The sequence below is a fragment of the Armatimonas sp. genome, from assembly GCF_964826245.1.
This window is the reverse complement of record NZ_CBAYMC010000022.1, coordinates 1-26,829: the sequence shown is the minus strand read 5'-3', so window position 1 is coordinate 26,829 and position 26,829 is coordinate 1. Positions and strand designations below refer to the sequence as shown.

The window sequence follows — 26,829 nt, the reverse complement described above, 5'->3', positions numbered from 1 at the left end:
AAGTTACTTGGTGGACTCCACCGGATCAAAATTTGGAGCCATCGCAGGGACACCGTGGCCACCGGAGAAGCTGACTTCGGCACCGCCGTTGCCGTAGACATAGCCCGTCTCCCCGTGCTGGGTGAGATCGAGGCCAGCCTCTTCCTCGTTGACGCTGACGGCGATTCCCTTGAAGAGAACTTTCACCAGCATCGTGATAACAAACGTGCCTACCACACCAAAGAGGATCGCTAGGCCAATGCTGAGGAACTGTGCGGTCATCAGGTGTCCACGGCCACCGTCTTCTGGCTTGATCGAGGCGGTAACGAGGCTATTGACCTTCTCATCGGCGAAGATGCCCGTGGCAATCGCGCCCCAGGTACCACCGAGGCCATGGACGGCGAAGACATCGAGCGTGTCATCGTACTTGCCGAGCTTGTTTTTGAGCTGGATCGCACCGTAGGAGATAAAGGGCACGACAGCGCCAATAATGATCGCGCTGGTGGCTGTTACAAAGCCGGAGGCCGGGGTGATGGCAACCAGGCCTGCCACGGCTCCTGAGGCGAAGCCCAGAGCGGTGGGCTGCTTGACATGAACCCACTCAATCAGACACCAGACGAGCCCGGCGACAGCGGCGGCGATATGGGTCACCATAAAGGCGCTGCCCGCCAAACCACCCGAAGCGCCTGCGGAACCACCGTTGAATCCAAACCAGCCAAACCACAGAATACCCGTTCCGATCAGTGTCATTGGGAGGCTATGCGGACGGGTGTCTTCGTGGGCAGAGAGACGGCGCTTGCCCAACAGAATCGCCAGGACAAGAGCGGAGAAGCCCGAGGTCATGTGGATAACGGTGCCACCGGCGAAGTCCAGCGCACCTTTCTTGAACAGAAAACCGCCTGCGCCCCAGACCATGTGGGCCATAGGAGAGTAGACCACCAAGCTCCAGAGGGCAATAAAGACGCAGTAGGCGGAGAACTTCATGCGCTCGACAATCGCACCAGAGATCAGCGCGGGAGTGATAACAGCAAACATCATCTGGAAGCACATGAACACCTGGTGAGGAATTGCCATCTTGGTGCCGTTCCAGACAAAAGTTGTCTGCCCGACTTTATTGAGCATCATGAAGTCCATGCCACCGATAAAGTCACTTCCTGGTGCAAACGCCAGCGAGTAGCCCACGACAACCCAGACCACCGTGACGATGGACATGGCGATGAAGCTCTGCATGAGGATATTGAGGACATTCTTCGCACGGCCCATTCCCGCGTAAAAGAGCGCCAGGCCAGGAGTCATGAAGAGTACAAGGGCAGTGGAAACAAGCATCCAAGCGGTATCTCCACCTGAGAGCTCAGGAGCATCGGCTTTTTCGAACTTTGTGGTGAAGTCCGCGCTTGTCAGACCGTTTTCATCGCCTTGCTTAGCTGCATCCCATGCCGCTGCTGTGGGAGCAGGCGCAGGAGATGCCTCGGGAGTGGTTGCCGCGGGAGTGGGGGCAGGGGCTTGGGCATGGACGATAGCCCCGAGGGGCAGGAGGGCGAGAGCTGCTCCGAAGAGAGTCGTCAGCCTCTTGAGGGATGGGATTAACCGCATGAAACTGTCCTTTTACAATAGAGTGTGGGGTACACCGCTATTTTAAGAAAAGAATGTTTCGGTAATGTTTCATTAGCAGAAATAAAGAGAAACAGCCACAAGAGCTTTGCTCTGTGGCTGTTATTTAGGGCGAAAGGAGGAGACTAAACCGCTTCGTCTCCTCGGTCACCGGTTCGGATACGGATGGCATCCAGAACAGGGGAGAGGAAGATCTTTCCATCACCGATCTCACCGGTTCGGGCTGCAGTCGAGATAGCCTCGACGATTCTATCTACATCGGCCTCTGCCGCGACAATCTCCAGCTTGAGCTTCTGGATGAGGTTGACGGTGTACTCCGCACCACGGTAGTGTTGCGTGTAGCCTTTTTGCTTGCCTGCACCGCGCACTTCGGTGACGGTCATCCCGGTGACTCCCAGGTCATCCAGTGAGGCCTTCACTTCGTCAAGTCGCTGGGGGCGAATCACTGCTTCAATTTTTACCAGTCCTGCCACGTCTTGTAGCTCCTGTTCTCTGTAAAGACAAAACGGTCGAGCCTGGTTGCAGAGTCTGCCCAGACCCGACCGTTGATGGTCGTATTGTACGTCCTATTTTGTTTCCGGTTTGTTTCTTCCGGAATTTTTTAGAACTTAAACACCTGAGCAAAGGTAACCGTGGACTGATCCTTCTTCACGGAGCCTGCTTTTTCACCGGGGAAGATCGCCCCCCCGGCGTTGTCCATGCGGTACTCCACAATCGTACGGGCTCCGGGGAAAGCTCCCTTGAGCTCGTAGGAAGCCGTGATCGAGGTCATGGTGGGCTTACGCGTCGGATCGGCAGCGTACTGAGGCAGGATGGCCGAGGTGGCGTTGCTCTGCGAGAGGTACTCTGCACGAATTCCGAGGACATTGGTGCCGATGGTCTTGGTCAGGTAGCCGGTAATACCCGAGACATTGTAGCTGCGGTTCGCCGCATCTTTACCTGAGCGAATGCTGGCATCTAACGCAACCGAGGTGCTCTCGCTGACCTTGTTGGTATAGACAATGTTGGCGATATTCACCGAGCGGTTGGCAGGCGTTGTGGCAGTACCCAAGTTCTCACGAGCCGTCATGGTGTTGAGTGCGATACTGGAGTCGCCACTGGTGCGCTTGAGCTGGAAACCTGCTCCTAGGTCACGGCTGGCACCTGCTTTCACGCCGTCGAAGCGATTGGCCAAAACTCCGGTAAAAGAGGTCTTGCTATCTACGGCAAACGAGGCACGCAGGCCCGCATTGACGAAGGGCTGGAGATACTGGCGCTGGAACGACTTGGTGAAGAAGTTACCGTTGCCCATGTCTGGGGTTTCGTAGCCAACATGGGAAACGAACTGCCCGAAGTCCAGATTCATCTCTTTGCCGCCAAGGTCGCGCTTGGTGCTACCATAGGCTTCCAGAATATTATCGGAGCCGTATCTCGTATTGAAATACTCCTGGATACGTCCGGTCATCAGGCGAAGCACAAAGCCTGCCTTTTCATCCGAGGCGGCCTGGCGGACACTGATCTCGCCCAAGTTCACCGTGAACTGACCATCTGTGCTATTGAAGAGAAATGTGTTGTTACGAGTATTGGGTTTGTTGAAGTTGTAGGTGTAGTTTGCCTCCAACTGTCCCCCGACTGTCAGACCCTGAGCATGAGCTGAGGGCATAAGTGTTGCGACGCCAAGAGCGGCGAGCACAAACTGCAAACGAGTTCGCATGAGAAACGAAGCCTCCGTATATATCTGTGATGATCCTACTGGGTCACGGTGCACCCCCTCCGAGGGGTCGGCGCACTGCTTTCCTAGCAGATCACTCTGTTAGAGTTTAAAAACACGCACAGGGTACACATATTTTGGGCTTTTTGTCAATCAAAATTTAGGATGGATTCAAGATGCCGTGCAGCCACCGAGGCAACTTCCTCGAGAGTGAGCCCTGTTTTTGCTTCCGCACTAAGGCTCACTACCTGCCGCCCGGTCTGCCCACAGGCAACAATCGTCTCAAATCCTGAGTGAACTCGCTCCTCTACATTGAGGCCAAAGCCGTGGTGCGTGACCCAGCGCTGCACTTTCACGCCAATCGCGGCGAGATAGCCTCCCTGCGCCGTCCAGACTCCCGCGTGAAAATCCACCCGCACGGCAGCAACGCCAAACTCTGCCGCGGTGCGAATAATCGCCTCTTCCAAAGTCCAGACGTACTTATGCAGATCGCGCTTGCCCTCGCCCAGGTGCACAATCGGATAGCCTGTAAGCTGGCCCGGCCCGTGGTAGGTCACATCGCCCCCACGGTCCGTCGGCACCAGCTCGATCCCACGCGCCGCGTACTCGTCCTCGCTGAGCAAACGAAACTCGGGCTTGCCCGTCTTACCGTAGGTCACCACGGGCGCATGCTCCAGCAAGATCACCCCATCGGGCACGTCGCCTGCGATTCTTGCCGCCACTCGCGCCCGCTGCCGCTCCCAGCCCTCGTGGTAGCCAATCAAACCCTCGGAAAGTAAATTTATCGTTTCCAAAACTAGCCTCTTTGGGTAGTGTACTCTTCGGAGGAAGAAAATGCCGCGACGAAAAAAGTCATCAGGGCAGATGGTATGGTGAAAGCCGGGTGATACGGACGACCCATCCGTTTGGTATGCCAGTCTAACATTTGGTACCGTTTATCCTTTTAATTGATGGGTTTGGGAACACGAATGTGATTTCGTACGTATAGTAAGCATGGAGGTTCCGATTTCGTGAAAAAAATCGTTTTGGTGTTGGTAGGAATGAGTGTGATGGGGGGAGTTATGTCCCCGGTTAAGGCACAGAAGGAAAAGAAAGTACAGCCTGCAAAGTCTGCGTTTACACAGACTTTTGCGTTTCCAAACAAAGGACTGGTTCGAAAGTCAGAGAAGGACGAACTTCTACGTCGAATGAACCACCCCGATGCGCCAAAGGCGAAAAAAACCGGAGAAAAGAAAGCAAAACGATAGGACATTGTCTAAAAAGGGTCTGTAGTAGCATCGTTGGCTACTACAGACCCTTTTTTATTATCGCTGCGCCGCTTTGACCTCGGCTAGTTTTTCGTCTATGGCTTTGCGAGCCGCCGTGAGTTTTTCTTCGAGAAGCAGCAACGCCAAACTCTGCCGCTGTGCGGATAATCGCTTCTTCAAGCGTCCAATCGAAACTCAGGCTTGCCCATCTTGCCGCAGGTTACCACAGGCGCATGCTCCAACAGAATTACCCCATCGGGCATGTCGCCTGCGATTCTTGCCGCCACTCGCGCCCGCTGCCGCTCCCAGCTCTCGTGGTAGCCAATTGGCCCCCCCGAAAGAAAATTAAGAAGTTCCATGGTGATTGGTTAGTGGATCTATCCAGCGGCGATCTAGAAATGTTCCGGCAAGATGATCAAAATCCTGATCCGTCGTAAGAAGAGTTGCGCCCGAGACGAGCGCCGTAGCCGCAATCCAAAGATCGTTCTTCCCCATTGTTACTCCCACGGAGTGACTGTAGACATCAAGCGTGACATAGGCGTCTTCAATGCCAGCGCTCTGAATCTCCACACGGCGAAACATGGTCAGCAGAAAACGTAGCTGTGTCATTCGTGGCTCGCCCCACTCGCGCCTACGCGCAAATGAGCGCACTTCGGCAACACTTACTGCGGAGATCAGTGGAATCATCTCTGTCACGGGAAGTCCGTACTGCTGCTCAAGATTCTGTGCTAGTTCGTCTCGTCGTACATAGCGTATCAGAATGTTCGTATCGAGCAGATAGAGCCGACTCACGACTCCTCCTGGAGGAGAAGAGCAATCTCATTATCGTCTTCAGGAGTTTCTAGAGCCCCGTAAACACGATGAATCCCATTCGTGCCGTCAGTTGGAGGATTGGTCGGTTGCAGTGCCTTAACCCAGTCTGGTGGCTCGGCAGGCGGAGTGTAGACCAAGCGTCCAGCGATGACTTTTGTATCGGGGGTGTACTTGAGCAACTCTAGGACGCGAGAATCAATCGGTCTGGCTGTTGCGACGGTCAGCTTCTCTCCCGCCAGCTCCGCCAGATCACGGTTACTCTCCCGCGCTTCTAACTCTAGCTCTTTTGCAAGTTCATCAGAAACCAAAACACTCATCAGACGCATCAGGCTACCTCCAAGAGAAATTATATCGCTCGACGGATTGTATACTGTCTGTAAAATGCCGCGACGAAAAAAGCCATCAGAAATTTATCTAGTCTGGGACAAGATTGTCTCTGGAGACGATAAGTACTCGCCAGAATCTCAGCAAGTTTGGGCGGCGCTCTGGCAGCAACACTGTGTAGGCGATGCGCTTGCGGAAACCGCTATAGCAGACGTGGAGTTGCTCGCCTCCCTGGGCTATGATCTGGCCGCCAAGCAAGGAGACTGGCAGGTTGCCAAAGAGTGCGTCGAGCGCTACTTTCAGCATCCACACTGGCAGACTGATGATGCTGCCTTTCAGCAGATGCTCCTGGGAGATAGGGCGCGTGCGTGCTGGGCGTGCGGAGACGAAGACCAGGCGCTAGAGCTATTTTTACAGCTTGCTACCCAAGCAAAAGCCTATCAGTCACTGCCCTTGCTACTCGTGATCTGTGGGCTTCTTAAAATCTGTCAAAGCCAGCCTGAGGAGGCAATCGCCAGCGATAGACTTATCGAGTTTTCTCGACAGGTGACCTCGCAGTATGTCGGAAATCGAATGCGTCTTAAGATTTTGGCTGGCAGTACCTACGGCGAACTGGCCGTCCTGCTGGAAAGCGCAAGGACGGCCAGAACGAAACCAACTTAGTTGCGCTGCGCGGCTTTGACTTCGGCGAGTTTTTCGTCTATGGCTTTGCGAGCCGCCGTGAGTTTTTCTTCGAGAAGTGGCAGGTCGGCGGCAGAGGCGCGCTCTAGCTTGATCTCTTCGAGCATCGCGGGGATTTTCTCGACTATTTTTGCCATGCCGCGTCCCGCGCTGAACGTGGTGTCGTCGCGCTTGCCCAGAAGGCTGGGGAGCTCCATCACAGGCGACGAAAGAATCTCGTCCGCTAATGCCGGGCTCTCGCGGATGGCTTTGGCGACCTTCCCGGTGTCGTCGGCGGAGAGTTTTTCACCCTTGATTTTTTCTACCAGGTGCGCTTGTAGGTCGGGCTGCTCGTTGAGCTGGCGCAGGAAACGCCCGTGCTTCTCGGTGAGGTTGCCATCGGCGGGACGGTTGGGCGATGAGATAATCTGCTCGGAGATGGCCTCGGGAAGGTCCAGTAAGTCGAGTAAATAGCCCACGGTGCGCTCGGAAACCCCGAGGCGCTGCCCGATCTCTTTGTTGGTCGCGCCCAGAGTTTCCTTGAGCTGGGTGAACGCTTTGGCCTTATCCAGCGGCGTTAAGTCCTCACGCTGGAGGTTCTCCACCAGCTGCTCGGCCATTTTTTCAGGGGTCTCGTCGGCGAGGCTCCGAACAATACAGGCCATCTCGGTGAGACCCGCCTGCTGCGACGCTCGCCAGCGGCGCTCGCCGGTGACGATCCGGTAGGCATCAATCCCTTCCAGCGCCATCACGGTGATGGGGTTGAGCAGGCCATGCTGGCGGATCGAGTCCGCTAGGCCCGCCAGCGCCGCATCGTCCAGCACTTTTCGCGGCTGGTCAGGGTCTTCGACGATCTTCGTAATCGCAATAAACTTCAGTTCCAAGTAGTCTCTCCGGCAATCTATTCTTTCATCTGGCAAGCAGATGTTCGCTCGCTATTATATCAGGCCGGATGCACCCAGGGCTTCCGATAGGGGCGGCGCAGGAGCTTGTTGGCGGCCTCGTCGCCGAGGATGCGGCCTTTTTGCGCGTCCCAGGCCAGCGTGCGCCCGGTCTGCTGCGCCAAGTTCGCGAGAATGCAGCTCGCGGTGGAGATGTGGCCTTCCTCAATATCTGCCACCGGACGGCCTCGGCTCTGGACAGCTTTAAGCCAGTCGGCCATGTGGTAGCGGATGGCGGGAGCGACGTGTTTCTCTAAGTCGCGCTCGGTAGCGTCCTCGGGGAACTTGTCCAGCTCCAGTGTCACGTCTTTATGGATCGCTTGCCCACGGCTGGGGATAAAGTCATAGCCATTGACACTGGCTTTAAGCACGCCCTTCTCGCCATAGAAAATCGCCGACCAGGGATATTTCGCGTCTGGCGCATCCCCCCAGCTCCTATGCTGCCAGAGCACTTGCGTCTCGCCAAAGTCGAAGCTCGCGGTCTGGGTGTCGGTGATATTGGCGACACTGGCCTTGTCCATAAAAATCCCGCCGTTTGATGACACGCTCTTGGGCCAGCCGAGGCCTAGCATCCAGCGGGTCATGTCCAGCATATGAACGCACATATCCCCGACAATGCCATTGCCGTACTCCATAAACGCACGCCAGCCCCGTGGATGCGCCACCGGGTTGTAGGGCCGCAGTGGCGCGGGGCCCGTCCACATTTCCCAGTCCAGCGTCTCCGGCGGCGCTGTATTGGCCGCACGGCTAGAGCTGCGCATGTGGTAGTAACAGCACGTCTCCACCAGCCCTATCTTGCCTAGCTTGCCCTCTCTTAAAATCTCCCGCGCCTCGACCAAGTGTGGTGTGCTTCTTCTTTGCGTCCCGATCTGCACCACGCGCTTGTGCTTGCGCGCCGCCGCCAGCATCGCCTGCCCCTCGGCGATATCCACCGAGATCGGCTTCTGGCAGTAGACATCCGCCCCCGCCTCCATCGCCGTGATCGCCTGGAGCGCGTGCCAGTGGTCGGGCGTCCCGATCACCACCAGCTCAGGCTTGGTTTCTGTCAGCAGCTCTCGATAGTCTGAAAAAGTCGCGGGGCGCTTCTTTGATACTTGCCGCGTCGCCACTAAGTCCGCCGCCTCCGTGAGCATCTTCTTGTCCACATCGCACAGTGCCACGACCTCGGCATTTGGGGCGACTTGCAGGAGCCGAAACAGATCACACTTGCCGTACCAACCGGAGCCGATCAGCGCGACACGGGGCTTGACGTCCTGAAACTCTTTGAAACTCGAAAAACTCATGCAGGCATTTTACCTGCCGCCGGTTGGAAACCGGCGTCTGCAATGGCGCTTCGCGCCGCGAAGCCCGTGCCGGGCTATAATTAGGTTAAGATGGCCAATCGGTGCTCGCTTTATGCTGTTGATTTTGTTCCTGGTGAAGGTGCAAAGATAAACCCCCTACTTCTTGGAGAGTATGCCTACGATATTCCGCTTGTCTTTAAGCTGCTGACCTCGGCATCACCACGAATTTGCCCTTCGCTTGATTGGCCTGGTGAAGGCGAAGTTGCGATCCTGGGAGATTTGACACAAGGGCGTGAGCAGCTTTTTGCGTTTCTCGATCACCTTACTCATCTGCTTACGGAGCCGCTAATAGAAGAGACGAAGGCGTTTCTCACACGCCCCGAGTTTCAGCTACCCTACGTATTATTGGAGCCGTTCGATATTTTTCAGATGAGCGAATCTGATTTTTTTGCCGCAACGTCCCGGCTTCTGGAGGAGATACAGCACTTGGACGAGCGGATACCTACAGACGTTGAAACGACTTTGACGGCCTTGCTGGCCCCGATATTAACTTCTCCAAAGCGTCTTTGGCCTTGGCAAAAGACGCAGAAACCCCGCGATCCGCTTCAGCCGCTCTACGACCTTGGTCTCGGAAGCTGGGGATAAATTCGGGAGCCCGGCACGGGCTTTGTGGCGGAACGCCATTGCAGACGCCGATTTCCAATCGGCGGCAGGAAAACGCCGCGCCGGCCACGAATCATCGGGCATGAGCCAAGAGCAAATCCGCGCCGCGTTGCGCGCCCTTCCTATCGAGCTGCCCTCCTGGGGCTTTGCCAATGCGGGTACCCGCTTCGGAGCCTTCCCCGAGCCGGGAGTCGCTCGTGATATCTACGAGAAGATCGAGGATGCCGCGACGGTGCACCGCCTCACGGGGGTCTGCCCGACGGTTGCCGTCCACATTCCCTGGGACCTGCCGCCTGCCGGCAAGACCTGGGCCGATATCGCGGAGTTCGCCAAGAGCGAAGGCGTTGCGATTGGGGCGATCAACCCAAATCTCTTCCAGGACCACGACTACAAGCTCGGCTCGGTCTGCAACCCCGACCCGGCGATCCGCAAAAAAGCCGTCGCGCATCTCAAAGAGTGCGCCGAGATCATGGAAGTCACCGGGAGCAAGCTGCTGAGCATCTGGCTGGCTGATGGGACGAACTATCCCGGCCAGGACGATATCAAGAGCCGCCGCCAGCGCCTGATCGACTCGCTTGCCGAGGGCTACGCCGCGATGCCCGAGGATGGCGAGATGCTGGTGGAGTACAAGCTCTTCGAGCCCGCGTTCTACCACACCGATCTAGCCGACTGGGGCACAAGCTTCACGGTCTGTCAGAAGCTGGGTGAGCGTGCCAAAGTGCTGGTGGACACGGGGCACCATGGCCACTACACCAATATCGAGTTCATTGTCGCCACGCTGATTGCCGAGGGCCGCCTCGGGGGCTTCCACTTCAATGATCGCCGCTACGCCGACGATGATTTGATCGTGGGGAGCGCCAACCCCTACGCGCTGTTCTGCATCTTCCATGAGCTGATCAACGGCAACGACGGCAAGACGGCGTTCCAGACGGCGTATATGTTAGATCAGAGCCACGTGGTGGAGAAGAAGATCGAGGCCATGGTACTCTCCGTGCTCAATGTCCAGACCGCCTATGCCAAGGCGCTGCTGGTAGACCGCGCCGCCCTCGCCGAGATGCAGGTGGCCGGTGACGTCATGGGGGCACACGCGATTCTCCGCGATGCCTACGAGACCGATGTCCGCCCGATCCTCGCTGCCACCCGCGAAGAAATCGGTCGCCCCGCCGATCCGCTCAAGGCCCTCGCCACCGACGAGCTCGTCAAAGAGCGCCGCGCCCGCCGCCAGGTCGAGCCCGCAAGGGCAAGTGGAGCCGGTTTAGGCGCGTAGCCAATCTCTCCCCAACCCTTCTTCCAGTCGCTCATTCTTCGCTGGGAGAGGGGCTTTTTTATGTTTGTCTAATTTTATTATTTGTCATCTGTCTAATTATATGATTAGATGGATGTTGAAATGATAGAGACCATTGGAACACTAGCAGGGCAGCTGAAGGCGCTGGGGGAGCCGACCCGGCTTCGGCTCATGGGCTTGCTCTTGCGCGAGCCGCAGACGGGCGAGGAACTCTCGGCGGCTCTGGGGCTGTCGGAGCCGACGATTACGCACCATATCAGCAAGCTACGCGAGGCGGGGCTGGTGGAGACGCTGAGCCGAGTGCATCAGGCGCGCTCTGAGGCCGTGGACGCGCTGGGTGAGGGGCTGGGGGAGCGGCTGAAGGCGCTGATGGAGGCGGAGGAGCCCGCCGATAAGTTCGCTAAGAAAGTGCTGGATGCGTTCTTTGAGAACGGGCGGCTCACGACGATCCCCGCGCGGCAGAAGAAGCAGCGGATCGTGCTGGAGCGGCTCGTGGCGGAGTTTGAGCCGGGTGTGCGCTACACCGAGGTGGAGCTCAGCGCCAAGCTGCGCCCCTTCCACGACGATGTCGCGACGCTCCGCCGCCTCTTTGTGGCGGAGCGGCTCATGGCGCGGGAGAGCGGGGTCTACTGGAGGCTGTAGACATCGACACCACAGGCGACAAAGACTCTCTTCTCCGGGCCGCCGTAGGCGATCGAGCCGATCTTGGCCGGGAGCTTGGCGAGCTCACGGCTCTCTTTGGTGGTGAGGGAGTAGGACAAGAGCGTGTTGCCGTCGGCGTAGAGAACCGTCCCGGGCTCGCCAAGGATGGGGCGGCTGCTGAGCTTCTCAATCGCGGGGGCACTGAGCTCGCCTTTCTGAGGATCGAAGATATAGAGCTTGTTGCGGTAGGCGCACGCAGCGAGCTTGGTGTGGGAGTCGTAGAGGAGGCCGTAGACCGATGCTACATCGGGGAACTCGTGGGTCCAGAGTGCCTTTCCTTGTGCCAGGTCCCAGAGCCCGACTTTTACGGGGACGCCTTTCTGTGCGGAGAGCCCATTGGCCTCGGTGCTGGTGCCGATCAGCACCTGCCCCACTCCGACGGGTGCGACCCCACTGATCCCCTGCGGCCCCAGCGGGTTCTTGAGAACGTCGGACTTGCCGGTCTTGGGATCGGTGATACTGACAGCCCCGCCGTACTCGCCGTACTTGGCCAGCCAGCCCGCGTAGAGCCTGCCATCGTCGCCGACACAGACCCCGGCGCTGGGGCGGATGTAGTCCGGCCCGACCCGGAAGATGGTCTTGGGATTGACATGCTCTACCTGGTTCCACTTGGCATCGGGGTCGAAGCGGATCACCTCGCCGCCGACATAGGCCACCGCGTAGCAGATACCGTCGAGGATGGCCGCATCGTAGACCTCGCCGCCCTGGTCGGAGATCGTGCGGGTATTGGTGAGCTTGCCGGTCTTGGTGTCGAGGTAGAAGAGCGTCTGCCCAAAGGTCGGGCCGCCCCAGAGCCGCCCGCGGTCATCGACTCGCAGAAAGTGTGTCGGGCGCGGCGCGGCGGGGCCGGGGATACGCTTCAACTCCAGCTTGCGCTTGCGTCCCCCGAGGGTGAAAAGGGTGAAGTAGTCTTGGCCGCGCACCCCAAAGAACGTCCCCTTGTCGTTGCGCGCCAGCAGCCCGCCGGAGTTCTCGGTGAGGGTCAGCGCGAGCGTGAGCTTCTTCTCCCCCGCCACAAACCGCCAGACTTTTTGCCCTTGTCGCAGGATCAGGGTCTTGGAGTCGGTGAGGCGCGTGTCGACGTTCCAGGCACCGTCCTTGGGATCGGGCTCCGGGAACGGCAGCGGCGTCACCTCTGCCAAGTCCGGCATCCGAAACGCCTTCGCCCCGACCAGAAAGTACCCGTTCCATGCCACCCCGATACTCGCACCTTGGAGCGCGTCGGGGGCTTTGGTAAACGCCTTGGTCGCCGGATCGAAGACCTGCGTCTCGGGCTTGCCAAAGCCAAACTGGCAGAAGAGCCGCCCGTCGGGGAGTGCGGAGACATAGCGCAGGTAGAGGTTGCCGCTTGCCTTGGTCGGTGCCCCCAGGTCCTCCACCGCGCCGGTCTCGACCGTCAGCGCTCCCAGCTTGCCACCAGGATACGTCCCGCCGTAGAGCCGCCCGTCTTTGCCGATTCCAAAGTTCCAGATATAGTCCTCGCCGGGGAACTTGGCGGTCTTGACCCACTGGCGCTTGCTGACATCAAAGAGCATGAACATGCCGTCAAAATAGGTCCCCACGGCCAGCAGGGTCTCCGATAGTTTTTCCAGTGCCCACGCCCCCGAGCCCGCCGGAGCCCGGTGCACCTCGGCCACATCCCGCTGGGCGTCGATCATAATCAGCTCCATGTTCGATGCTTCGTTCATGTTGGTGATGACAAACCACTCGCGGCCCTTGTCGTTGACAATCACCCCGGCGTGTACATTGCGTGCCTGGCACGGCTGTCCTAAAAGTGTTGGTTTCATGGTTCCCTCCTCCCCCTGCCCCTCCTCCCAACCCTGCGGAGGCAGGGCGGAGAGAGGGGAGGGTTAGATGATTTGTGGTTGCTTGGGTGGTGCATCGGGCACCACCCAGAGTGCGTTGTCGTACTGAAAGCTGAGCTTCTTGCCACTCGGGAGCCACTGGAGCTGTGTGCCTTTCGGGGGGAACTCCCGTTGAGAGCGCTCGCCTTGGGAGAGGCGTAACTCCCAATGTAGGTGCGCCGATTGTGTATTTGTGCTGGGAGAAATGTCGTCCTGCGATAGCCCTAATGGAAAGACTTTAATGTATGGTTTCTCTGTCCAGTTGCCCGTGAGCGCGTAGATAAGGTTTCCTTTATTTGTTGAGGCATATGCTAGCAATACCCAGCTACGTCCATCAGGCAACCAGAAAAAATTCGAGGTTTTGAAAACTTGGAAACCAAGCTCTGGTTTTTCGTAGGTCCATCGTTGTGTGGGCTGACCATTAAGTGAGACTGCCTCCACCCAAAGAACTCCCTCGTAATCCCACTGAGTGGGGGGCTCACAAAGAACCCATTTTTTATTCGGTGAAAGGCTACCTTGGAGATAACGCGGGACAGAAGCCGGGTAGGTGGTTTTGCCACTGGGAATATCCAGTATTCCGGTGCGTACCTGAGGTGGAGATCCCGTTGGGCGCCTCTCTTGAACCAGGAGACGTGACTCGGTTAGCCAGAACAGAGGGAGAAGCTGTTTCGTCTTTGGTTGTGGAATGACACACGCTGCATTCTTGAGCAAGCTATCCATAGGTATTACTCCAGCACCATTCTACAGCCCCTCTTCCCAACGAGGAACGAGTGGCAGGGGAAGAGGGGAGGCGAGGAACGAGCCGGGGAGATGGCCGGAAGGGCGGGGAGATGGCTCATCTTCCGTACCACGCTGCAATCTTCTGGATCGCAAACGCCACCTCGTCGGCGTCGGTCTCGGTGTTGGCTTCGTTGACGGGGATCATGACGCCGGTTTCGAGAATCTGCTCCGCGACCGGGCAGCGCTGCGCTGTGTAGTCCACGCTATCGCAGGCGTGGGGGGCGTGGGCGAAGGCGCTCTTGCCGGTGAAGATGGGGTAGCGGTAGATGGGGTCGCCGATATAGTGGGCTCCGGCGCGGACGCCCTCCGCCGCGAGCGCTTTGGTGAGGCCGTCGGCATCGGTGCCAAGCGTCTCGGGGACGACACGCAGGAGATAGAACCACCACGACGGATCGACGCCATGCGTCGCCTCCGGGAGCGTGATACCGGGTGTGCCGAGGAGCTTGGCGGTCAGCCGGTTGCACCACGCGCGACGCTTCTCCACAATCCCATCCAGCTTGCGCAGCTGCGCCCGCGCGACCGCACCCTGGAGCTCGGTCATGCGGTAGTTATTGGCGAGGAAGGTCGGCTGGCGCACGAGGGCATCGGGGCGGCGGTTGTAGCCCTTGTCGGTGGCGAGGCGGAGTTTTTCTGCCAGCGCGTCGTCGTCGGTGAGGACCAAGCCACCGTCGCCGCAGGAGATATGCTTGAACTCGTTGAAGGAGAAGCAGCCCACCGCACCGCGTGTCCCGACCGGGCAGCCCTTGTAGGTCGCGCCAAACGCCTGGGCGGCGTCCTCGATCAGGAAGATACCGTGCCGGTCGCAGAGGGCTTGCAGGGCATCGAGATCGCACGTGTTGCCCCAGAGGTGCACCGCGATAATCGCGCGTGTTTTTGGGGTGATCCGTGCCGCCACCGACTCGGGGTCGAGCGTGTAGCCATGGGGCGTCAGATCGGCAAAGACGGGGATCGCGCCCTGAAACAGCACCGGGCTGATCGTCCCCATGTCCGTGATCGGGGAGACAACCACCTCATCGCCGGGGGAGATCCCGAGTGCCATCAGCGCCGTGTGGATCGCCGCCGTGCCGCTGGTGCAGGTGATTGCGTGCTTGGCCCCGTATTTTTCGGCGAACTCTGCCTCTAGGAGCTTGACCTTCTTGCCCTGGGCATAAAAGAGTGTGTTCTGTGCCAGCGCCTCCTGAAGCTCACGCAGCTCGTCGTCGCCGTAGCGCGGCTCGCCCACGCCGTAGGGTGTCTGTTTGGCTTTCTCGCCACCAAAAAGTGAGGGTGTGTTGTTCATGGTTGGGCCATCTCCCCAGGTTTGGCCATCTCCCCGGCTCGTTCCTCGCCGACCCTCTTCCTGTGTCGCTCCTTCGTCGCTAGGAAGAGGGTTTGTTGGAGCGCTTCTTTGAGTTTTGCTTGCTTTACCTTGCCGCGGGGGACTATTGCAGCGACGAAATCATCGAGCTGATCGGGTTCAAGATCGTAGGGAACTCTTCCATAGCGCTTGGTATGAGGGATATAGTAGTGTTGTATGAGAAAGTCTGTGAGGGCTTTTGTATCTTGCGGGTAGTTCAGCTCTTTGAGGAATTGAATAATTTCGCCAATATAGCCACGAGGGGCTACAACGGTGTGGTAGGCGGCACCTAATAGCGGGGCCAAATCTTTGGTAACTTCAATGAGTGTATCCAGAACTTCCCGAAGAGCATTTTGCTCCGCAAGTGGAAGTGATGCCGTGATATGAATCCCGATGATGCAAGAACGTTGCGGATCATCCGGAATGTAGGTGACCGTTCCCATCATAAACCTCCACCCACACCCTCTTCCTCCGCGGAGCGGGAATCAGGAAGAGGGTCGCGCGGAGCGCGGGGAGATGGCGCGGAGATGGCAAACCACCATCCCCAGCGCTCCACGTCGCCGGTTGGGTCGAGTGTCAGGATAGTTGCGCCAGGCAGCGACTCGGGAAATTCAAGCTCCTCTGCGTTGATCCAGAAAGCGGCGCGGCGGGCGCGTTCCCACTCGACGAGCTCTCTGCCCGTCCGCCAGACCATGCCGCGCCGCTTGCCTTCGGCGACCACGGCCTGGAGCGCGTCGGCGACTCCGGGCTTGCGCATGTGGGCGGGGTGAAAGAGAAAGTGCGCAATGCCGTGGTAGCGCATGGCGGCATCTAGGATTGGCGTTGCCACTTCGGGCGGGGCGAAGATGCAGAGGTCTTGCGTGGGCGTGGGCAGCTCCCAGACGGGAAGCACGGTGCCATCGGGGGCGACCGGGCGGTAGAGATGGCAGGTGCCAAAGTTAAAGCCGACCTCACCCGTCTTCGACGTCCCCTTGGACTGGTCGAGCTGGATGCCGACCCGCTCCAGCCAGCCGTAGAACTCGGTATCGCCTTGCCAGCGCAGGTAGTGGTTCTTGTTGGTGACCGGGATCTCGCCAAACAGCGCCACGAGCCGCTCGTGCTGGCTGCGGAACTCGTCTTCGCTCCACGGGTGATCGAGGGCATCGTAGTGGGTGGCGAGCTCGTGGTCGGCGTCGGCAATCTTCGCCATAAGCTCTGCTTCGTAGCCGGGCAGGATCACGCACCAGGTTCCGGGCGCATCGGCCTCTTCCAATGCCGTCAAGAGTGCCTCGGCATCGAGCGGGTTGTTGCCGTCGGTGTCGTGGGAGAGGTGGCCCTGGGCAATCGCGCCGTCGGGGTGGTACCAGAGCAGGGACAGGGCAAGATTTTGGAGGCTCGCCAGCGCGAAGATGTTCTGGAGAAGCAGCTCCACCCAGGCATCGGCGACCGGCGTGAGAAAGCCGCTCAGGCCGGGGACACCGGGAACGGGTGCTCGGTCGAGGAGCCAGTCGAGAGCCTGCCCATCGTCGGACTTGAGCACACCGTCGTGGGTCGGGCCGGTACCATCGCTGCTGGGGATGCCATCGCGGGTGATGGCGCGGCCCTGCTGGATATGGACCACCGAGCCCACCAGATCGGGCGCGATCAGGCGACACTTACCCTTGGCGAGAACTCCGGGGAGCTCGCTGGGCCGCCCGTGGGAGTCGCTGCAGGTGGCGAGGACAGTTGCATCGGTTGGGGAGACGGCGAGGCCGCCGAAGAAGTGCAGCCCGCCCCCTAGCCCCTGCCAAGCGTGGGTATCGGCTCCCCCGTCGGACGGGGGAGGGGGGGGCAGGTACCCCTCACCTAGGGAGCGTAGTCCGCTGGCCCAGAGGCTGTAGGTGGCGAGGAGGGGCTCCGCGCCAAGCAGGTCGCCGAGGCCGCAGAGGCCCGCGAGCGAGAGCCACGCGCCGCCGTTTTCAACCCAGGCACGGACGGCGTCGGGGAGCTTGCCCTCGCCGACCGTGACAAGAAGCTTGAGCGATGGGAGCGCCGCTTCGAGGTCCGTGTAGGGAATGGCGGCGTAACAGAGGCCCACATGACCAAGAATCTCGTGGATATATTCCGGGTAGCGCACGGCGCGGGCGGCGTTGGGGTTGGGGGCGGGCAGGACGCAGACCCCCAGGGGAATCGGCATGGCAGGCGTTGGCATTCTGTCCTTAGATTCGCCCTCCCCCTCCGTGTTCCTTCTCACACTTGCTCGCTAGTGGGCGTGAGATCGTGCCGTCTGGATGGTTCGGTTTACTCCAGCAGACCGCCGATGCCGCCGCCGGGGGGCAGGACGCCTGCTTCCTGGTAGACAGCGAGTTTCTCGCGGGAGTCTAGAATGTCTAAGTTGCGCATCTGGAGCTGCCCGATACGGTCCAGCGGGGAGAAGGCTTCGCCCTCGACACGCTCCATAGAAAGGCGCTCGGGATGATATGTCAGGTGCGGGCCAGAGGTGTCCAAGATTGAGTAGTCGTCGCCGCGCCGTAGCTCTAGGGTCACTTCTCCTGTCACGGCGCGCCCCACCCATTTTTGCAGCGTGTCGCGTAGCATTAAGCTTTGCGGGTCGAACCAGCGGCCCTCGTACAAAAGCCGCCCGAGCTTGCGGCCTAGTGTCCGGTAGTTGTCAATCGTCCCTTCATTGTGGATGCCCGAGAGGAGCCGCTCGTAGGCGATAAAGAGCAGCGCCATCGCGGGGGCTTCGTAGATTCCCCGGCTCTTGGCCTCGATAATGCGGTTCTCGATCTGGTCGGAGATGCCGAGGCCGTGCCGCCCCCCGATGCGATTTGCCTCCATCACCAGCTCCACGGGCGACTCAAAGCTCTGGCCATTGAGCGCGACCGGAAAGCCTTCCTCAAAGCGAATGCTCACTTCCTCCGGGGCAATCGCAACGCTCGAATCCCAGTGCTTGACGGACATGATCGGCTCGACAATCCGCAGGCCCTTACTCAAGAACTCTAGCTCTTTGGCCTCGTGGGTCGCGCCCCAGATATTCGAGTCCGTAGAGTAGGCTTTCTCGGTGCTCATCTTGTAGTCAAAGCCATGCGCGATCAGCCACTCACTCATCTCTTTACGCCCGCCAAGCTCGGTCACAAAGTCTTGGTCCAGCCAGGGCTTGTAGATACGGAGCGCGGGGTTTGCCAGCAGGCCATAACGGTAAAACCGCTCGATGTCGTTGCCTTTATACGTGGAGCCATCGCCCCAGATATGGACATCGTCCTCTTCCATTGCCTTAACAAGCAGCGTCCCCGTGACCGCGCGGCCCAGCGGAGTGGTATTGAAGTAGGTCTTGCCACCCGTGGAGATATGAAACGCCCCGCACTGGAGCGCGATGAGCCCCTCGTGAACCAGCAGCTCGCGGCAGTCAATCAGCCGAGACTTCTCCGCGCCGTACTCGTCGGCACGTTTTGTAATATCGTTGTAGTCTTTTTCATCGGGCTGGGCCAGATGCGCCGTGTAGGTGTAGGGGATCGCGCCATGATGCCGCATCCAAGCAATCGCCGCCGACGTGTCCAGGCCGCCTGAGAACGCAATGCCAACACGCTCGCCTTTGGGAAGAGAGAGAAGAATCTTATCCATAGTTTTGTCGGTGGTTATTGTATCAGCTTCCCTCCTAACCCCCGCCGGGCGGGGGAACCATTCTGTGAGGGAATTTTGGATTTTGTGGAGGGCGACGGGAAGCTGGTAGAGAACTTCCTCATTGGTGAGTCGAACGATGCGAAATCCTAAGGCTGCAAGGTAGGCATCATGCTCTCCGTCTTTTTCGGACTGGAAGGATTCATGGTGGTAGCCCCCATCTACCTCCACAATTAGCCTGAACTCTGCGCAGTAGAAATCGAAGATGTAGACTTCATAGGCATACTGGCGGCGAAAGCGGAGTCCGGTTTGTAGCTCTGGCGAAGCGCCACGCCAGTATCTCGGTTTTGATCTCATCACTTCTAGAACGGTTGGGAACCCACGATTCTGATAAAGTCTGCAAAATTCTTTATTGTTCCCCCGCCGGGCGGGGGTTAGGGGGGCAGGAATCCCGTGTGCCTGTGACGAATAGCAGGGTATGAGAGTGACGGTAGCAGCTTTTTTGATGATGTCTTGTGGTGTGGCCTCGCTGAGCCTGAGTGGTTGTGGGGGCTCGGGTAGTTCTCTGACAGCTCCGGCGACGGGTTTGCAGATGCGAATCCAGTGGCCCGAGGTCTCGCGACTTCTCCCTGATGCCACGAAGAGCGTGCGGGTTGAGGTGCAAGATGCTGGGGGCTTCAAGACCTTCCGCGTCGCCAATAGACCCACTACGGGCGGCTTCAGTACCTTGGTTTTCTTTGGGCTCCAGCCCGGCGATCTGAACGTGGAGGCGCGTGCGTTTCCTGCCGCTGATGCTCAAGGCGTGGCGCTGGCCTCGACCACGGTTAAAGTGGGGGTCTCCAGCGGCAACCAGACCAATCTACAGATCGCACTGGCGAGCACGGTGGATCGTGTTGAGGTAAGCCCGGCTAGCGCCAGTATCCGTCCTGGCTCCGCGCAGACCCTGACAGGCGCTGCCAAAGACGCGGCGGGGAACTTAGTGCCTCTCACCACCGGCAAGACCCGCTGGGCATCGAGCGATGCAAGCGTCGCGAGCGTGGATGCCAGTGGCAAGGTGACGGCGGTTAAAGAGGGTGCAACCAATATTACGTTTACCGATACCGAGTCGGGCAAGTCTGGCTCGTCGCTGGTGACCGTGACCAATGCGGCGGCGGGAATTGTGGATCGGGTCGAGGTGACACCGACGTCCAACCCCATGACGGTCGCCCAGACCAAGACTCTCACCGCCACGCTACGGGATGCCTCCGGCGGCGCACTTCCCTCCGGTCCTGGCACCTGGGCCTCCTCAGATGCGACCGTGGCAAGTGTGGACAGCACGGGGAAAGTCACCGCGCTTAAAGTGGGAACAACCAGTATCACGTTTACGCACACCGCCAGTGGCAAGGTCGGGACGGCCAGTGTGACGGTCAGCGCGGCCACGGTCAATAGCGTCACCATCAACCCGGCGAGCACATCGCTGCAAGTCAACGGCGAGACGACGCTTCAGGCGATCTTAAAAGACAGCTCGGGGACGATCTTGCCGCTAGAGCCCGGCACTTGGGCATCCAGCAACAGTGCGCTGGTCTCGGTGGACTCCAGTGGGAAGATCAAGGGCTTGGCTTTGACCAGTAGCCCGGTTCTCATTTCCTTCACGCACACGGCGAGTAGCAAGTCCGGTAGCGCCAGTGTGACCGTCAGCGCCGCCCCCTAGAAGGCTAGAACTGGAGCTTGCGGCGGCGCATGCGCACGGAGAGACGTATCCCTAAGGCGGTACAGTTGATCCAAGCGGCTGTGCCGCCGTAGCTAAAGAGAGGGAGTGGAATTCCCACTACCGGGGCGAGGGAGCAGTTCATCGCAACATTCACAAAGACGTGGAACCCAAGGTAGCTCACCACTCCCCCTACAATCAGCCGCCCTAGGAGATCCTCGCTCTCCGCGATACACAGGAGCCCACGCGCGATCACGAGCAGATAGAGCGCAATGAGAGCGACACTGCCCACAAAGCCTTGCTCCTCGGCAAAGGCGGAAAACGCAAAGTCCGTCCAGTTCTCCGGCACGAAACCTGCGCTGGTCTGGAGTCCCTGCCGGAAACCTTGCCCGGTCACTTGGCCGCCCCCGACGGCGGCAATTCCCTGATCGGCTTGATAGGCTAGGTCTCGCTGGGCTTTGCTCATGTTCTTGCGGGACATGAACAGGACATTGATGCGATCCTGCTGGAACTTATCGAGTCCCTTGCCCGTTTTCCAGCCAACTCCGAGGAGAAGCATCCCGGCTAAGAGAACCGCCAGGAGATGTTTCCAGTCTGCGCCTGCCAGAAAAACCATCCCCAGCCAGATCGCACCGAGCACAAGGGCCGTTCCCAGATCCGGCTGAATCTTGATCAGAAACATCGGAATTCCCACATGGGCCAGAGACTGGAGAAAGACGGGCAGCTCTTTGATGCGAGAGCCGACATGAACCAGAAACGCGGCAAGTGTCAGGATAGTGATGATCTTAGCCAGCTCGGAGGGCTGGAACTGAAAGTCCCCGATACTGATCCAGCGTGCTGCTCCTTTTTTCTCCTGTCCGATGACGCGTATAAGAAGCAACAAGGCAATATTGACCCCGTAGAGGACATTGGCATTGCGTGGGAAGCTACGGTAGTCACGGGTGGAGATATAGAGCATGAGCACCAACCCCGACACGTAGAAAAAACCTTGCTTGACCATCTGTTTCATCCCACTGGCCGGGCCAAAGTGCCCTGCGAAAGCGGAGTAGATCGTGGCGAGGCTCGCACACATGATCAGGACAACACACAGGATCAGAATCCAGTCTATGTTCTTACGGTGGCGGGGCTCAATCAGGTTTTGGAGGGCTTCAATCATGGCAGGAATTTCGGAGGGAAATGGCGAATCCTATTTGGTGAATCGTCGTCATTTTCTCACAGTCATTGGTACTTATGCAAGTATACCGCTCGGTCTGGCCTCTGCGCAGGAAAAACGGAAAACGGAAAAACCCGTGGAGCTACCAGGAACCCCTCAGCGGCGTGTCTTGCCCTCGGGGTTGCGCCTGATTGTGGTGGAGAGGCCCGAGGCGGCACTGGTGGGTGTGAGCCTTGCCGTGCGCGTGGGCGGTGGCGATGAAGACCCCGCCCGCAGTGGCACGCTGCACTTTATCGAGCACATGGTCTTCAAAGGCTCCGCTGCCAAGACCCCTGGCGCATTTGACCAGCTTACCGAGACACTGGGAGGCGAAGTGGCTGCCCGCACCCTGCGAGACATGACTGTCTTTGAGACCACGGTCGCACCGCCGAACTGGCGTCCTCTCGTGGCGGCACTGGCGGAGCTGACACTGCGTCCTGCATTTCGTGAGGGAGATATCGAGGCGGAGAAAAAAGTGGTGGAGGCCGAGATGGCCCTAGAGCTCGCCGATCCTCTGCGGTTGGGGCTGGACAGCGCTCTGCGTGTGCTGCATCTGCCCGGGGAGCCCTATGGGATGCCGCTCTTTGGCGAGTGGCGCGTGGTGCAAAAACTCACGGCAGAGGATCTTCAGTCCGTGCATGTGGCGTGCTACCGCCCGGCACGAATGACCCTGTGTGTGGTGGGGCCAGTGGTGACCGCCGAGGTCGAAGCCGCCGCGGCGGAGCTCTTTGCAGGGCCACGCATGAGTCCCGTGGTTCGTCCGCTGCGCCAGACACTCTTGGTGCCCTCCTCACGGGATGGGCTGGGGCACCGGGCAGGAGCGGACACGGCAGCGGCAAGCCGTCGGCTGACCACGGTTGTCCTGGCTTGGAGCACCCCTCCCGTCGCGGATCTGAACGCCTCGGCGAGCCTGGCCGTCCTGGCGGAGATTCTGGTGCAGGGAGATGCGGGTCGCCTTGGGACTGCCCTGCTGGGCAAGCAGCGCGTGGGGCTACGGGTGCGGGCGGAGTGGGTTCCCCAGCGCTGTGGGGGGCTGTTTTATATCGCCGTGACAGGGCTCGCACGGGATGCGGGGCGCTTGGAAACTGCCGTTCTGGACGAGCTTCAGCGGGTCTTTGAAGATGGCTTCAGTGCGGCGGAGCTTGAGGCAGGACGACGGGCGGTGCTCGGAAAGATCGTCACGGAGAAGGCGAGTGTGGATGGCCTCGCGCGGCGGCTCACGCTCTACGATGCTCTGGACACGCCGGGGCTGGAAGATGAGCTGGAGAAGCAAGTGCCCCAAGTGCGCGGAGAGACGCTCCAAGGGCTGTTGCGCACGACTCTTCACCGGAACTTAAGAGCCGTGGCGCTCCTAGGGCCAAACCCGCCCCTGCCCCCTGAGGGCGAGCTCAGAGGAGGACAACGCTAATGCGCCAGACCACCATTGAGCCGATTCGCTTGCCTAGTGGGACGTCTCTCGTGATCGTCCCTGATGCTAGTGCGCCCGCGACCGTGGTGGCGGTGAGTGTGCGTATCAGCGGGGTGGAGCTACGGCGACAGCCCGGTGTGGTGACGCTGCTAGCACGCATGCTCGGGATGGACTCCCAAGGGCGCACACCTGAGCTTCTCCAGCGCGATGTGGACGCTTTTGGAGCACTGGGAACGGGCTACGACGGCAACCAGCTCTCTGCCTGGAGTGTCTCACCTCCCACGGAAGAGGGGCTGATCAAGTCCACCCAGACTCTCTTGATGAACTCCCTGGCGCAGCCTCGCTTTACCGACGAGTCTCTGGAGCAGGCGCGCACCGATCAGCTCCGCTCGGTGGCACTTTTTGAAGAAGAGCTGGTTCCCAAGCTCCTCCTCGCACTTCGGGCACGAGCGCTAGGGACGGAGCTGAGTGTTCAGGGCGACGAGGCCAGCCTGCGCCACGCGAGTGTGGCAGATGTCCGTGGGGTCTACACGCGCTTCTGCACGCCCGAGCGAACGAGTATTGCGGTGATCGGGAAGTTTGAGCCCGACGTGGCACGGCGCTGGGTGGAGATAAGCCTGAGTGTCGGGGACTGGAACCGGCGAGCGGTAGGCATGAAGGAGAAGCTCCCGGTCACCGAGTCTATTCCCGCAGGTTTGCGTGACCAGGCGCTCCGTGGAACCCCTCCTGGGGTCGCGGCTCTCGGCGTGGCCTATCTCTTCCCTGGCATGAGCAACCCGGAGTCGCGCGCCGACTGGGCCGCGCTTCTTGTGCTCGATGCGGTACTTGGTTTGGGGAAAGCCTGCCGGCTCTTCCGGCTGCGTGACACGGAGTCCGTGGGCTACGAAGTGCGCTCTCAGCTCTTGCCTGCCCGAGACAGTACGCTCTGGATGGCCTATGTTCTGGGGAATCAAGACCCGGGCGTGATGAAAGCAGCACTTCTGAACGTGCTCAATGAGACAACCCGCAAGCCCATCGCCGACTCGGAGCTTCTGCGGGCTAAGAATCTCTTACTTGCCCAGCACACCCAGCAGCGCCAGCTCGTTCTCAACCGCGCCCGTGCGCTTGCCTGGGCAGAGTCTAGTGGGCTAGGAGCCGCCTTCGAGCTCGAGCTCACCCGCCGTATCGAAGCCGTCAAGCGCACCGATGTCGAGCGTGTCGCCAAGCAGCTCTTCAGCGGCAACCCCGCCCTCGTCCGCACCCGGTAGCTACTTCTCCTAGCGTCACCTCTCCTCCCGTCACCTCTCCTCCCCCTGCCCCCTCCTCACCTAAAGGCAAGGAGGGGGTTGGAAGCGAGGTTTACGGTGCAACTTTGGCGATCGCATCGCTGAAGGGGCTCTGCCCTGCGGCTCCAACAGCTTCGGCGGTCAGAACTACGGCTTCACGGGCCTGGAGCACGACGAAAGCGGCTTGGTCTATGCCCGCAACCGCTACTACTCGCCGGGCTTAGGAAGGTTCAACAGCGAAGACCCGATTGGCTTTAGCGGCGGCAGCAACTTCTACGCCTACTGCGGAAACGATCCCATCAACTTCACAGACCCACTCGGACTCTACCAAACGGGCAGCTATCTAGGCGATGTCGGGCAGATTTTTGCAGGGTACGGCGATGCTCTTAACCCGGTGAATGCCGTCAATGGCATGATAGGTCTTGGGGGTGTTGCGTATCGTTGTGGTCTTGGAGCCGCCGCGAGCATGGCCGGTAAAGGTCTCATGGACATGTTCATGGGGCTTGGTTCGGATGATCCGCGTGCTTTTGGCAACTCGTTGATGGGCTCCATGATGACCTTGGCTCCCGGTCTGAAGAAAGTTCCCACGCCCAAGTACTTCCCTAAGTTACCCAAATTTCCTCGTAAGGGAGCAGCAGCAGCGGCGGCGACAGCGGCAGTCGAGGCTACAGAAGGTAAATGCTTCGTTGCTGGCACTCTCGTTCTGATGGCTGACGGCAGTAGCAAGGCGATTGAGGAGGTTAAAGCGGGCGATAAGGTTCTCTCCAAAGATGAGGCGACAGGCAAGATCATCAAACAGAGTGTGGTAAGTACGAAGGTGCGAACCGCGCCATCCACGCTGGTGATCGAGGTCGAAGGCGGCACACACGTCGAAACCACACCCGAGCACCCGTTCTACGTCGAAGGCACCGGCTGGACTCCTGCGGGTCGGCTGGCGATAGGCAACGCGATTGTAACGCGTGCGGGGCCGTCGTTGAAGATTGTTCGGATCGAGACGAAGGAGAAGCCTGCCACTGTCTATAACTTTGAGGTTGAGGGTACACATAGCTACTTTGTTGGAGGAGTCAAACGGCAAGATGAGCGAACGGATGGCTGGCTGTGGGTACATAATCAGTGTCGGCCACAACATCACACTTTCCCGCAATCAGGAGAATTTCAAGCACATTGGGATCGTGTTGGTTTAGATATAGATAATTACACCGTCAAAGTTTCTCAAGCGAAGCATAATTCATTACATGGTAAAACATTGCCAAATGGGAGATCGGTTAGTGGTGCGCGAGGAGGAGCATGGAACCATCAATGGAGAGAATTTTTTGCTGAAAACCCACAAGCTTCAATGTTAGACATGTTTGCACAAATGGAAAAAATGCGTGCGCAAACAGGAATTGGACATTATAAATTCCAAAGATATTGGAAGACTGGTAAATAATGATATTTTATCGAATGATCGAAAATGTTTTAGATGATGGCATGTTTTCAATTGCTGGATTTTCAGGACTGCCTGGAATATATTGTGATATATGCGGTCAAATATGGGGTAACAGTAATTCAAGATTAAGGATGGAATACCCTGATGGTTATTTTGGTTCTCGTCGTCAAAAGCCGATTTCATTAGATCAGTTTAATGATCTTAAAAAACAAATTCTGGATGATCTTGGAGGCGAATGGCTTATTCAGGATATCGAACCAGGGGTTGATGTTGGTTTTCTATCTTTAGAATCAGCAAGTGGTCGCTCTTGTGATTTCACAATGCCTTCTTCTAATGCAATCGTTGTGAGCCAAAGATTTATTTCATTTTTAATGAGATCATTTATTACAGGGTGGAAAGCTCATCCTGTGATTATTAATGGTAGTATTTCAAACGATTTTTACGAAATTGAAATTATTGGAAATGCAGGATTGGCATTGTGTGATCCTCCCATCGAAATCCTTTATATGTGCAATGGTTGTGGAAGGAAGACATATAGTGATTATGGAAAGCCTCCTACCGTTAATAATAATTTATGGGATGGCTCAGATATATCTAAGTTCGATGGCGTATTTGGAGGATATGTCATCATCTCTGAAAAATTGGGATCTTTATTAAAATCCGAGAGTTTTGAAGGTTTTAAACTAGACAAACTATAGTTGATCACAGCTTTATTGATAGTTTCATAAGATGCTCTTTCTGACTTTCTTTTTAGTTTGGTATCAGGTTGTGCTCGGCCTTGGCGCTGGGCATGGGCCTTGCGCCGATGTCTCTTGACTGGAACGTTCGTGGCGAGCTTGTCAAGTGGTCTTCACTCAATGGAACCGTTGCGACTCAGGATTATGGCTACGATGCCTGGGGAGAGCGACGCGGTAGAACCAACTCGCCTGCGGGCACGCCGAGCGGCTTCATGTACGTGGGAGCCAATCGCGGCAAAGACCTCACGACGGGAATGGACCGCTACTTCCAGACAGAGCCATAGAGGTGCAGGTGGGGCAGGATGGGCGACGATACTACAGGCTTAGAAGAAGCCGCCGAGGCCGGTGTCTACGGGGGTGCCGTTGCGGCTGCC

At 58.5% G+C, this 26,829-nt stretch carries 28 protein-coding genes and 1 pseudogene; 11 read left to right on the top strand and 18 right to left on the bottom strand.

Translation table 11 applies throughout. The features are described from left to right. Positions 1-3: 3 nt before the first annotated feature. The 4 genes from AC1XOS_RS03890 to lipB all read right to left on the bottom strand — a co-directional run bounded on the left by AC1XOS_RS03890 (position 4) and on the right by lipB (position 4,074). On the bottom strand, positions 4-1,572 hold the full coding sequence (locus AC1XOS_RS03890; protein WP_481960900.1) for an ammonium transporter: 1,569 nt from the start codon (positions 1,570-1,572) through the stop codon (positions 4-6). 143 nt (positions 1,573-1,715) lie between these two features. Further along, the gene (locus tag AC1XOS_RS03885) at positions 1,716-2,054 is read right to left on the bottom strand and encodes a P-II family nitrogen regulator (protein WP_309719152.1); all 339 of its coding nucleotides are present in this window, start codon (positions 2,052-2,054) and stop codon (positions 1,716-1,718) included. 137 nt (positions 2,055-2,191) lie between these two features. Beyond that, positions 2,192-3,283, bottom strand: coding sequence for an outer membrane beta-barrel protein (locus AC1XOS_RS03880; protein ID WP_481960899.1), 1,092 nt, complete (start codon positions 3,281-3,283; stop codon positions 2,192-2,194). A 146-nt stretch (positions 3,284-3,429) separates the two neighbouring features. Then, on the bottom strand, positions 3,430-4,074 hold the full coding sequence (lipB, locus tag AC1XOS_RS03875; RefSeq protein WP_481960898.1) for a lipoyl(octanoyl) transferase LipB: 645 nt from the start codon (positions 4,072-4,074) through the stop codon (positions 3,430-3,432). Positions 4,075-4,290: 216 nt separating this feature from the next. Here lipB and AC1XOS_RS03870 point away from each other — a divergent pair, with 216 nt between their 5' ends. Further along, positions 4,291-4,527, top strand: coding sequence for a hypothetical protein (locus tag AC1XOS_RS03870; protein ID WP_481960897.1), 237 nt, complete (start codon positions 4,291-4,293; stop codon positions 4,525-4,527). A 57-nt stretch (positions 4,528-4,584) separates the two neighbouring features. Here AC1XOS_RS03870 and AC1XOS_RS03865 read toward each other — a convergent pair whose 3' ends face one another. Genes AC1XOS_RS03865 through AC1XOS_RS03850 form a run of 4 tightly spaced genes read right to left on the bottom strand, consistent with a single transcriptional unit; the run spans position 4,585 to position 5,657 of the window. Then, the gene (locus AC1XOS_RS03865) at positions 4,585-4,707 is read right to left on the bottom strand and encodes a hypothetical protein (protein ID WP_481960896.1); all 123 of its coding nucleotides are present in this window, start codon (positions 4,705-4,707) and stop codon (positions 4,585-4,587) included. Then, on the bottom strand, positions 4,704-4,886 hold the full coding sequence (locus tag AC1XOS_RS03860) for a hypothetical protein (protein WP_481960895.1): 183 nt from the start codon (positions 4,884-4,886) through the stop codon (positions 4,704-4,706). The genes AC1XOS_RS03865 and AC1XOS_RS03860 overlap by 4 nt, the downstream gene beginning before the upstream one ends. Beyond that, a complete protein-coding gene (locus AC1XOS_RS03855; RefSeq protein WP_481960894.1) occupies positions 4,873-5,319 on the bottom strand; it encodes a type II toxin-antitoxin system VapC family toxin in 447 nt (148 codons plus the stop codon). Before AC1XOS_RS03855 ends, AC1XOS_RS03860 begins: the two co-directional genes overlap by 14 nt. Beyond that, entirely contained in the window at positions 5,316-5,657 is a 342-nt protein-coding gene (locus AC1XOS_RS03850; RefSeq protein ID WP_309719142.1) for a hypothetical protein, read from the bottom strand. Before AC1XOS_RS03850 ends, AC1XOS_RS03855 begins: the two co-directional genes overlap by 4 nt. Positions 5,658-5,721: 64 nt before the next feature. Between AC1XOS_RS03850 and AC1XOS_RS03845 the strand changes: the two genes are divergently transcribed. Beyond that, positions 5,722-6,327, top strand: a complete 606-nt coding sequence (locus AC1XOS_RS03845; protein WP_481960893.1) for a hypothetical protein — start codon at positions 5,722-5,724, stop codon at positions 6,325-6,327. Here the strand turns inward: AC1XOS_RS03845 and AC1XOS_RS03840 are convergent. Next, positions 6,324-7,208, bottom strand: coding sequence for a ParB/RepB/Spo0J family partition protein (locus AC1XOS_RS03840; RefSeq protein WP_481960892.1), 885 nt, complete (start codon positions 7,206-7,208; stop codon positions 6,324-6,326). The two genes, AC1XOS_RS03845 and AC1XOS_RS03840, sit on opposite strands and share 4 nt — an antisense overlap. 59 nt (positions 7,209-7,267) lie before the next feature. Continuing rightward, complete coding sequence (locus tag AC1XOS_RS03835; RefSeq protein ID WP_481960891.1) at positions 7,268-8,548, bottom strand: Gfo/Idh/MocA family protein; 1,281 nt, start codon at positions 8,546-8,548, stop codon at positions 7,268-7,270. 90 nt (positions 8,549-8,638) lie between these two features. Between AC1XOS_RS03835 and AC1XOS_RS03830 the strand changes: the two genes are divergently transcribed. The 3 genes from AC1XOS_RS03830 to AC1XOS_RS03820 all read left to right on the top strand — a co-directional run bounded on the left by AC1XOS_RS03830 (position 8,639) and on the right by AC1XOS_RS03820 (position 11,138). Next, positions 8,639-9,193 carry a DUF7822 domain-containing protein gene (locus tag AC1XOS_RS03830; protein ID WP_481960890.1) on the top strand — a complete coding sequence of 185 codons (555 nt, stop codon included), beginning with the start codon at positions 8,639-8,641 and terminating at the stop codon, positions 9,191-9,193. A gap of 100 nt (positions 9,194-9,293) precedes the next feature. Beyond that, on the top strand, positions 9,294-10,478 hold the full coding sequence (gene rhaI, locus AC1XOS_RS03825) for an L-rhamnose isomerase (protein ID WP_481960889.1): 1,185 nt from the start codon (positions 9,294-9,296) through the stop codon (positions 10,476-10,478). Positions 10,479-10,586: 108 nt separating this feature from the next. Further along, on the top strand, positions 10,587-11,138 hold the full coding sequence (locus AC1XOS_RS03820) for a DUF2087 domain-containing protein (protein WP_481960888.1): 552 nt from the start codon (positions 10,587-10,589) through the stop codon (positions 11,136-11,138). On the opposite strand, the gene AC1XOS_RS03815 is transcribed toward AC1XOS_RS03820, so the two are convergent. The 7 genes and pseudogenes from AC1XOS_RS03815 to AC1XOS_RS03785 form a co-directional block, all read right to left on the bottom strand. Then, entirely contained in the window at positions 11,123-12,985 is a 1,863-nt protein-coding gene (locus AC1XOS_RS03815) for an NHL repeat-containing protein (RefSeq protein WP_481960887.1), read from the bottom strand. The genes AC1XOS_RS03820 and AC1XOS_RS03815 overlap by 16 nt on opposite strands. A gap of 63 nt (positions 12,986-13,048) precedes the next feature. Further along, the gene (locus AC1XOS_RS03810; RefSeq protein WP_481960886.1) at positions 13,049-13,762 is read right to left on the bottom strand and encodes a hypothetical protein; all 714 of its coding nucleotides are present in this window, start codon (positions 13,760-13,762) and stop codon (positions 13,049-13,051) included. Positions 13,763-13,877: 115 nt separating this feature from the next. Further along, positions 13,878-15,101 (bottom strand): DegT/DnrJ/EryC1/StrS family aminotransferase, encoded by a 1,224-nt coding sequence (locus AC1XOS_RS03805; RefSeq protein WP_481960885.1) that lies wholly within the window; start codon positions 15,099-15,101, stop codon positions 13,878-13,880. Continuing rightward, positions 15,098-15,604: a hypothetical protein gene (locus AC1XOS_RS03800; protein ID WP_481960884.1), complete on the bottom strand. Its 507-nt coding sequence runs from the start codon at positions 15,602-15,604 to the stop codon at positions 15,098-15,100. The genes AC1XOS_RS03805 and AC1XOS_RS03800 overlap by 4 nt, the downstream gene beginning before the upstream one ends. Further along, positions 15,601-17,328 carry a polysaccharide deacetylase family protein gene (locus tag AC1XOS_RS03795; RefSeq protein ID WP_481960883.1) on the bottom strand — a complete coding sequence of 576 codons (1,728 nt, stop codon included), beginning with the start codon at positions 17,326-17,328 and terminating at the stop codon, positions 15,601-15,603. The genes AC1XOS_RS03800 and AC1XOS_RS03795 overlap by 4 nt, the downstream gene beginning before the upstream one ends. 89 nt (positions 17,329-17,417) lie before the next feature. Further along, positions 17,418-18,740, bottom strand: a complete 1,323-nt coding sequence (argG, locus tag AC1XOS_RS03790) for an argininosuccinate synthase (RefSeq protein ID WP_481960902.1) — start codon at positions 18,738-18,740, stop codon at positions 17,418-17,420. A gap of 78 nt (positions 18,741-18,818) precedes the next feature. Beyond that, positions 18,819-19,094: pseudogene (locus AC1XOS_RS03785) on the bottom strand (endonuclease domain-containing protein); the annotation flags it as partial. Positions 19,095-19,242: 148 nt separating this feature from the next. Here AC1XOS_RS03785 and AC1XOS_RS03780 point away from each other — a divergent pair. After that, positions 19,243-20,427 carry an Ig-like domain-containing protein gene (locus tag AC1XOS_RS03780; protein ID WP_481960882.1) on the top strand — a complete coding sequence of 395 codons (1,185 nt, stop codon included), beginning with the start codon at positions 19,243-19,245 and terminating at the stop codon, positions 20,425-20,427. 4 nt (positions 20,428-20,431) lie between these two features. Here the strand turns inward: AC1XOS_RS03780 and rodA are convergent, their stop codons facing one another. After that, complete coding sequence (gene rodA, locus AC1XOS_RS03775; RefSeq protein WP_481960881.1) at positions 20,432-21,580, bottom strand: rod shape-determining protein RodA; 1,149 nt, start codon at positions 21,578-21,580, stop codon at positions 20,432-20,434. A 133-nt stretch (positions 21,581-21,713) separates the two neighbouring features. Here rodA and AC1XOS_RS03770 point away from each other — a divergent pair, with 133 nt between their 5' ends. The 5 genes from AC1XOS_RS03770 (at position 21,714) to AC1XOS_RS03750 (ending at position 26,739) form a co-directional block, all read left to right on the top strand. Continuing rightward, entirely contained in the window at positions 21,714-23,024 is a 1,311-nt protein-coding gene (locus AC1XOS_RS03770) for a M16 family metallopeptidase (protein WP_481960880.1), read from the top strand. Continuing rightward, complete coding sequence (locus AC1XOS_RS03765) at positions 23,024-24,271, top strand: M16 family metallopeptidase (RefSeq protein ID WP_481960879.1); 1,248 nt, start codon at positions 23,024-23,026, stop codon at positions 24,269-24,271. The genes AC1XOS_RS03770 and AC1XOS_RS03765 overlap by 1 nt, the downstream gene beginning before the upstream one ends. Before the next feature lie 115 nt (positions 24,272-24,386). Next, entirely contained in the window at positions 24,387-25,718 is a 1,332-nt protein-coding gene (locus AC1XOS_RS03760; protein WP_481960901.1) for a polymorphic toxin-type HINT domain-containing protein, read from the top strand. A 14-nt stretch (positions 25,719-25,732) separates the two neighbouring features. Further along, positions 25,733-26,416, top strand: coding sequence for a hypothetical protein (locus AC1XOS_RS03755; protein ID WP_481960878.1), 684 nt, complete (start codon positions 25,733-25,735; stop codon positions 26,414-26,416). A gap of 68 nt (positions 26,417-26,484) precedes the next feature. Continuing rightward, on the top strand, positions 26,485-26,739 hold the full coding sequence (locus tag AC1XOS_RS03750) for a hypothetical protein (protein WP_481960877.1): 255 nt from the start codon (positions 26,485-26,487) through the stop codon (positions 26,737-26,739). Positions 26,740-26,829 lie beyond the last annotated feature (90 nt).